Origin of the sequence: Geomonas sp. (genome assembly GCF_035254065.1) — a bacterium.
In the GTDB taxonomy this organism is placed as follows: Bacteria; Desulfobacterota; Desulfuromonadia; order Geobacterales; family Geobacteraceae; genus Geomonas.
Genome location: NZ_DATFBA010000230.1, coordinates 1 through 5,208, shown reverse-complemented (window position 1 = coordinate 5,208; position 5,208 = coordinate 1). Strand labels below are relative to the sequence as shown.

Here is a 5,208-nt window from a genome sequence, read left to right as displayed (position 1 = left end):
GAAGAAGAGAGCATCGGCATTTCGAAGGAATGGGGATACCGATTGGTCGACTTTGCCCCCGGCGGTGTTTACGAAAATACCCGAATTGAATGCCTCGGCCATCCGTTGGGCAGATCCATGGCCGAGGTCGATAAGGTAGATGGTCTCTCCCACGACCAGCGCCGTCGCTGCACTCGCCCGGGTCGACCCCGGCCACCACTGCGGCCCGCCGGCGGTCCCAAGAAGTACCACCTTGGTGTGGAAGTTTCCCGCGCCGGGTCGGATTACCACGCCAGGAGATGCTGCTGCCGAAACGGTCGCAGCGGGACCGGCCAGCAGCGGCGCGGAGATGAGGGTCGTCCCGACCCCCTTCAGAAAGGTGCGTCGTGAGATACTGTGATTGAGCACTTCCCTGATCAAGCACATGTGAGCCTCCCGTCACGCATTGTTCCCGCATCACTGCGGATATAACGCAAAAAGGCCGAGCTACCAGAGAAAAACTCCGTGGTAGCTCGGCCATCTTCGAAGGAAGACCCGCCGCTTTCCGTACCCTTCTCGCGGAGGGGTTGGCTTTTCACGTTTACCATTATCGGAAATTCATCTGAAATTATCTGGCGATTCCTACAGTTGTCAAGGCGGCAACAGATACTGTGGGCGGAGAGTAAATTGAGGGAGAATTACCGTCCTTATTTCAATTGCGACATTCGCTGTAGTCCTTGTCAAAGAAGCGGGCGAGCATGAGAAAGGCAACGGCCCTGGGACAGGTGAATCCGGCTCGGGTCTTCAGCTGCCACAGAGGCGGCCGGTAATTGCCATGTCCTTTCCCGTTGGTACACTGTTGCTGTGGAAACTGACATCCGTTGCCAATCTCACAGTCATCTTCAGAAGGGAAGGGTCCTATGAGAGTGCTGTTCGCGGTTGCTGCACTGATCTTGCTGTTTCAGCTGCCGTCACTGGCTCAGGAGCAGATTGATATGAGCATAGACGTGGGAGGGCCACCGGCTGTCCTTGATGAACCGCCTGAATTCGTCTATCCGCCCGAGTTGGGCTTCGGCATAGCGGTCGGCATCCCTTATGATCTCTTTTACCTGAATGGAGCTTATTTCCTCTACCGCGGCGATAGTTGGTTCAAGTCTCCCATTTACGGCGGCAGCTGGAGCAAGGTCGGTAAAAAAAACCTTCCCAGTGAACTCCGCAAGAATAAGATCGCCAAGATCCGTCAATACCGTGATCGTGAGTACAGCCTGTACCAGAAAGACCGGGAACGGATCCCGCCTTTCCGTGCGGAGAGCCCCGCTGAGGTAGCCCCTGAGGCGAACGGGCAGGGAAATGCCGAGAAGCCACCTGCGGCAGCGGAGAAAAAGCAGGATATGGAGCAACAAAAGCCGGAGGTACAGCCGGAAATGCGGGAGGAGGGGGCTGAGGAAAAACCCCCTGAGGAGAAACCGCGAATACGCAAGCCTCGAAAGCAACCGAGCCCGGAGGTCGTTCCCATTTGAGATGATGACCTCGGAAGAGGGACTGTTGGCGGCAGTGTGAAAGGGAGTGAAAAGGTTGCAGATAAAAGGCCACGCCCACATATGGTGGGGGTGGCCTTTTTGTCGTCATTTGCTTGTCTTTTGTCGTTACCGGCGCATGCTCTCCTGGCATTCGGTCGATAGATCGGAGACATGATCTTTAAGGCACTTGGCGACGTTGCCCGCTCCAGCCTTGGCGTCGGGACAGAAGATGTCGATATCGTCCTGACAGGGCTTGCTGACCTGCTGCATCTTCTCATTCATGGTTGCCATATAGCTCCGGCAGGCGGGAGAAAGTTCATCCTGGTGAGTGGAGAGGCAGTCGATCATGGCCCCGCCTCCCCGTGCGACGTCCGGGCAGAAGGACGCTATATCCCCCCAACAGAGCTGCTCCTCGGCCGCCAGAGCCGGCGCCGCACACAGACAGGCCAGCACGAGTCCAGTTGTCAAGGCGTGAACGGCTTTCATAGCTCCTCCCTTGCTCGGTTCTGTCATTGCCGCGACCTTTACTCTCACTCCATACAAAAGGAGTCTATGTTAAAGGATGGCAAAGTCAATCGGCACTGGCTTAGGCCATTGCAGGAAGCTCACAGCGGTACCAGGTGGATCGACACGATGGCCAGGGCCGTCCAGAAGAAAGAAAAGGATATCAAGGTATAGCAGATGAGGCGGATGATCTTGACGTAGACGTCCAAGGGAATGGCCGGTTTTGCCTGAACCTGCGAACCTGAATACTGGATGTGGATGGAGGAGAAGATCTCCTGGCAGCGATCGTGAACGCTCTCGAAGTACTTTCGCACCTCCACACTTCCCAGGTAAGAGAAGATGATCTGGATGATGAAAAATGCGGCTATGTACACAACAGGTAGACTGACCTTGAGAGCACCGGTCAGAAGGACGCTGGTGAACCAGCCGATGGCGGCGAAATTGACGGTGAGGAAGAAGGTATACCAGGTGAGGTACAGCTGCAGGTGATGTCTGGCAAAGGCATGCAGTTCGGTGATCTCCATCCGGAGCAGTTCGTCGCTGCCTTCCATTGCGCCCCCCAATGAATATTGATATTGGTTATTGCTAATAAAGATTGTACCGCCTATTTCCATCGGCGCGGATGTTTTGACTGTTTCCGTTATCCCAAAGAAAATCGCAGGCATAGCTCCTTGTGCGGTCCATTTTCCATTCTATACTCTCATTATCAAGGGGAGGCAGGTCTTGCCATTAACGGGCTAACCTCCGTCGTACCCACCTTCCTTAACCCTCCCCCTTCGCGAGAGGGGATTTAAGGCGGAGAATCGATAACGCATGACGCTCGTGAGAAACATCTCCATCCTTGCATTGCTTGCCTTCCTTTGGCAGGCGGGCCCGGCCTGTGGCGAAAGGGTCCCGCCCGCGCCGCTCCGGCTCACCTTGGAGCAGGCAATCCGCAGGGGGATCGATACCAACCTCGCCCTCATCACCGCCGTCACCAGGGTTGCGGAAGCCGAGGGGAGCCACGAGCGGCAGCTCGCCAAATACCTGCCGCATGCCCGCTTGGAACCGAGTTTCACCTACCAGTCGATCAACATCAGGGCACTGGGAATCAACTTCGCCGGCTCCCCTTCGATTGTGGGGCCCTTCACCACCTGGGACTTCCGCGCCTACGCAGACCAGTCCATCATCGACCTGCAGGCCTACCACCAAATCAAGGCAAGCGGCAAAGATAAGCAGGCCAGGGTGCAGGACTTCCGGGACGTGCGAAACCAGGTGATCAGGGAAGTGGCGGGCCAGTATCTGCAGGTACAATCGCTGCTCGCACAGGCCGAGGCGGCCCAGTCGCGGGTGGCGACCTCGGAGACGCTGGAGAAGCTGGCTCGAGATCAGCATGACGTCGGGGTCGCCACCGGCGTTGACGTGCTGCGCGCACAGGTGCAACTTGCCAACGACCGGCAATCGTTGATGGTGGCGCAAAATGCGGTGAAGCAGTCGGTGATGATGCTGGCACGCACCATAGGTCTGTCTCCCGGAACCCCGCTGGTGCTCGCCGAGCCGCTTGCCTACAAGGCTCTTGAGGCGCCGCAGATCGAGGAGGCGGTGACCGACGCGCTGAAGCAGCGGGCCGACTACCGCTCCCTTTCCCTGCAGCACGATTCGCTGGAGGAGCAGCTCAAGGCGTCGCGGGCGCGCTACTATCCGAAGCTGACCTTAAGCGCCAACTACGGAGGGAATGGGCCGACCTTGGGCGATCTGCAGCAGACCGGCCTGGTGAAGGTCGACCTCCAGTTCACCATTTTCGACCTGGACAGGGAAGGGGAGCGCAAGGAGCTGCAGAGCCGGCTCCAGCGGGTGGAGGCGCAGATTGCGGATGAGCGCCGCGGTATAGAGCAGGACGTCAGGGGAGCGCTCCTCAACCTGGAGTCGTCGGGAGACCAGGTCAAGGTGGCCCAGGAGGGACTTACCCTTGCCGAGCGCGAGCTCACCATGGCGGAGGACCGGTTCCGGCACGGGGTGGCCGACAACATCGAGGTGGTGAACGCGCAGGACGCCCTCGCTCGCGCCCAGCAGAACCGGATCCTGGCCCTCACGGGGTATGCCGACGCGAAGATCGCGCTGGCGCGCGCCCTGGGGGATACGGAGATGACCTATAGGAGCTTTCTGGGGATTCAGTGATCGATAATCCAGTAACCCCATCCTCTCACCCCACCCCACCCCTCCCCTTGAAGGGGAGGGAGTGTTGGGAGGAGGGGAGAAGTAGGTGAGGATGGGGGTGAGGCGGACATGAACTTACCGAGAAAGAAGCTGATCCCGATACTGCTGGTGATTGCGGTGGTGGCCGTCTCGGCTTACTCCATCGTCAGCTGGCGGGAACGGCACCGGCCCCGCACCTCGCTTGCCATCTCCGGGAACATCGAGGCCCATGAAAGCGTGGTGGGGTTCAAGGTGCAGGGGCGGCTGGTGAAGCTCCTGGTGGAGGAAGGGGGAGTGGTCAGGGCCGGAGACAGGATCGCCGAGCTGGATAGCAACGACTATCGCCAGCAGGTCGCCTCGGACCAGGCTGTCGTTCATTCCCGCGAGGCTGAACTGGCATTGGCGATGGCCGGGACTCGTCATCAGGAGGTCAAGGCTGGACGCCAATCGCTGCTGGATGCCAAGGCCGACCTGGATCTTAGGAGAAAGGAGTACCAGCGGAACCAGGCACTGTACGAGAAAGATGAGATCTCGGCGGAGGCGCGTGACATAGCGGCAACCAACCTGAAGCGCGCGGAAGCTGTCTACCAGCGGGCCCAGGAGAACCTGAGCGAGCTGGAGGAGGGGACCAGGAAGGAGCAGATCGCCATCAACCGGGCCAATGTGAAGGCTGCCCGCGAGAACCTGCAGCTTTCCAGGGTAAGGCTCGGCTATGCAACTCTGGCGGCCCCCATCAGCGGCGTGGTGACCGTGCGCCAGGCGGAACTGGGGGAGGTGATGTCGCCGGGGTCGCCGGTGGTGACGATCGCGGACCTGGATCATGTCTGGCTGAGGGGGTACGTGCCGGAAACCGACCTCGGGAAAGTGCACTGGGGAGACGAGGCGGTGGTGACCACCGACACCTTTCCCGGCAAGCGCTATCGCGGCAGGATATCGTTCATCTCCTCCGAGGCGGAGTTCACCCCGAAGAGCGTGGAGACCCATGCCGAGCGGGTGACCCTGGTGTACCGGATCAAGATCGACCTGGAGAACGCAAACCGGGAGCTGAAGC

General features: G+C 59.2%; 6 protein-coding genes and 1 riboswitch. Of the genes, 3 read left to right on the top strand and 3 right to left on the bottom strand.

What is annotated here, in order from left to right; genetic code table 11:
• Positions 1-387 (bottom strand): MBL fold metallo-hydrolase (locus tag VJ604_RS10895; protein WP_324082407.1); only part of this gene is annotated, 387 nt, incomplete at its 3' end.
• Between the two features lie 95 nt (positions 388-482).
• Positions 483-560, bottom strand: a riboswitch (cyclic di-GMP riboswitch).
• A gap of 318 nt (positions 561-878) precedes the next feature.
• Here VJ604_RS10895 and VJ604_RS10890 point away from each other — a divergent pair.
• Positions 879-1,478 carry a hypothetical protein gene (locus VJ604_RS10890; protein WP_324082406.1) on the top strand — a complete coding sequence of 200 codons (600 nt, stop codon included), beginning with the start codon at positions 879-881 and terminating at the stop codon, positions 1,476-1,478.
• A gap of 126 nt (positions 1,479-1,604) precedes the next feature.
• On the opposite strand, the gene VJ604_RS10885 is transcribed toward VJ604_RS10890, so the two are convergent.
• Together VJ604_RS10885 and VJ604_RS10880 are read right to left on the bottom strand one after the other, a co-directional pair.
• Positions 1,605-1,964, bottom strand: coding sequence for a cysteine rich repeat-containing protein (locus VJ604_RS10885; protein WP_324082404.1), 360 nt, complete (start codon positions 1,962-1,964; stop codon positions 1,605-1,607).
• Positions 1,965-2,083: 119 nt separating this feature from the next.
• Complete coding sequence (locus VJ604_RS10880; RefSeq protein ID WP_324082401.1) at positions 2,084-2,533, bottom strand: hypothetical protein; 450 nt, start codon at positions 2,531-2,533, stop codon at positions 2,084-2,086.
• A 262-nt stretch (positions 2,534-2,795) separates the two neighbouring features.
• Here VJ604_RS10880 and VJ604_RS10875 point away from each other — a divergent pair, with 262 nt between their 5' ends.
• Positions 2,796-4,139, top strand: coding sequence for a TolC family protein (locus VJ604_RS10875; protein WP_324082399.1), 1,344 nt, complete (start codon positions 2,796-2,798; stop codon positions 4,137-4,139).
• Between the two features lie 108 nt (positions 4,140-4,247).
• A partial coding sequence (locus tag VJ604_RS10870) for an HlyD family secretion protein (protein WP_324082396.1) occupies positions 4,248-5,208 on the top strand: 961 nt, incomplete at its 3' end.

Coding starts and splice junctions, on each gene's coding strand:
- VJ604_RS10890 (WP_324082406.1), top strand. CDS start 879: ATGAGAGTGCTGTTCGCGGTTGCTGCACTGATCTTGCTGTTTCAGCTG.
- VJ604_RS10885 (WP_324082404.1), bottom strand. CDS start 1,964: ATGAAAGCCGTTCACGCCTTGACAACTGGACTCGTGCTGGCCTGTCTG.
- VJ604_RS10880 (WP_324082401.1), bottom strand. CDS start 2,533: ATGGAAGGCAGCGACGAACTGCTCCGGATGGAGATCACCGAACTGCAT.
- VJ604_RS10875 (WP_324082399.1), top strand. CDS start 2,796: ATGACGCTCGTGAGAAACATCTCCATCCTTGCATTGCTTGCCTTCCTT.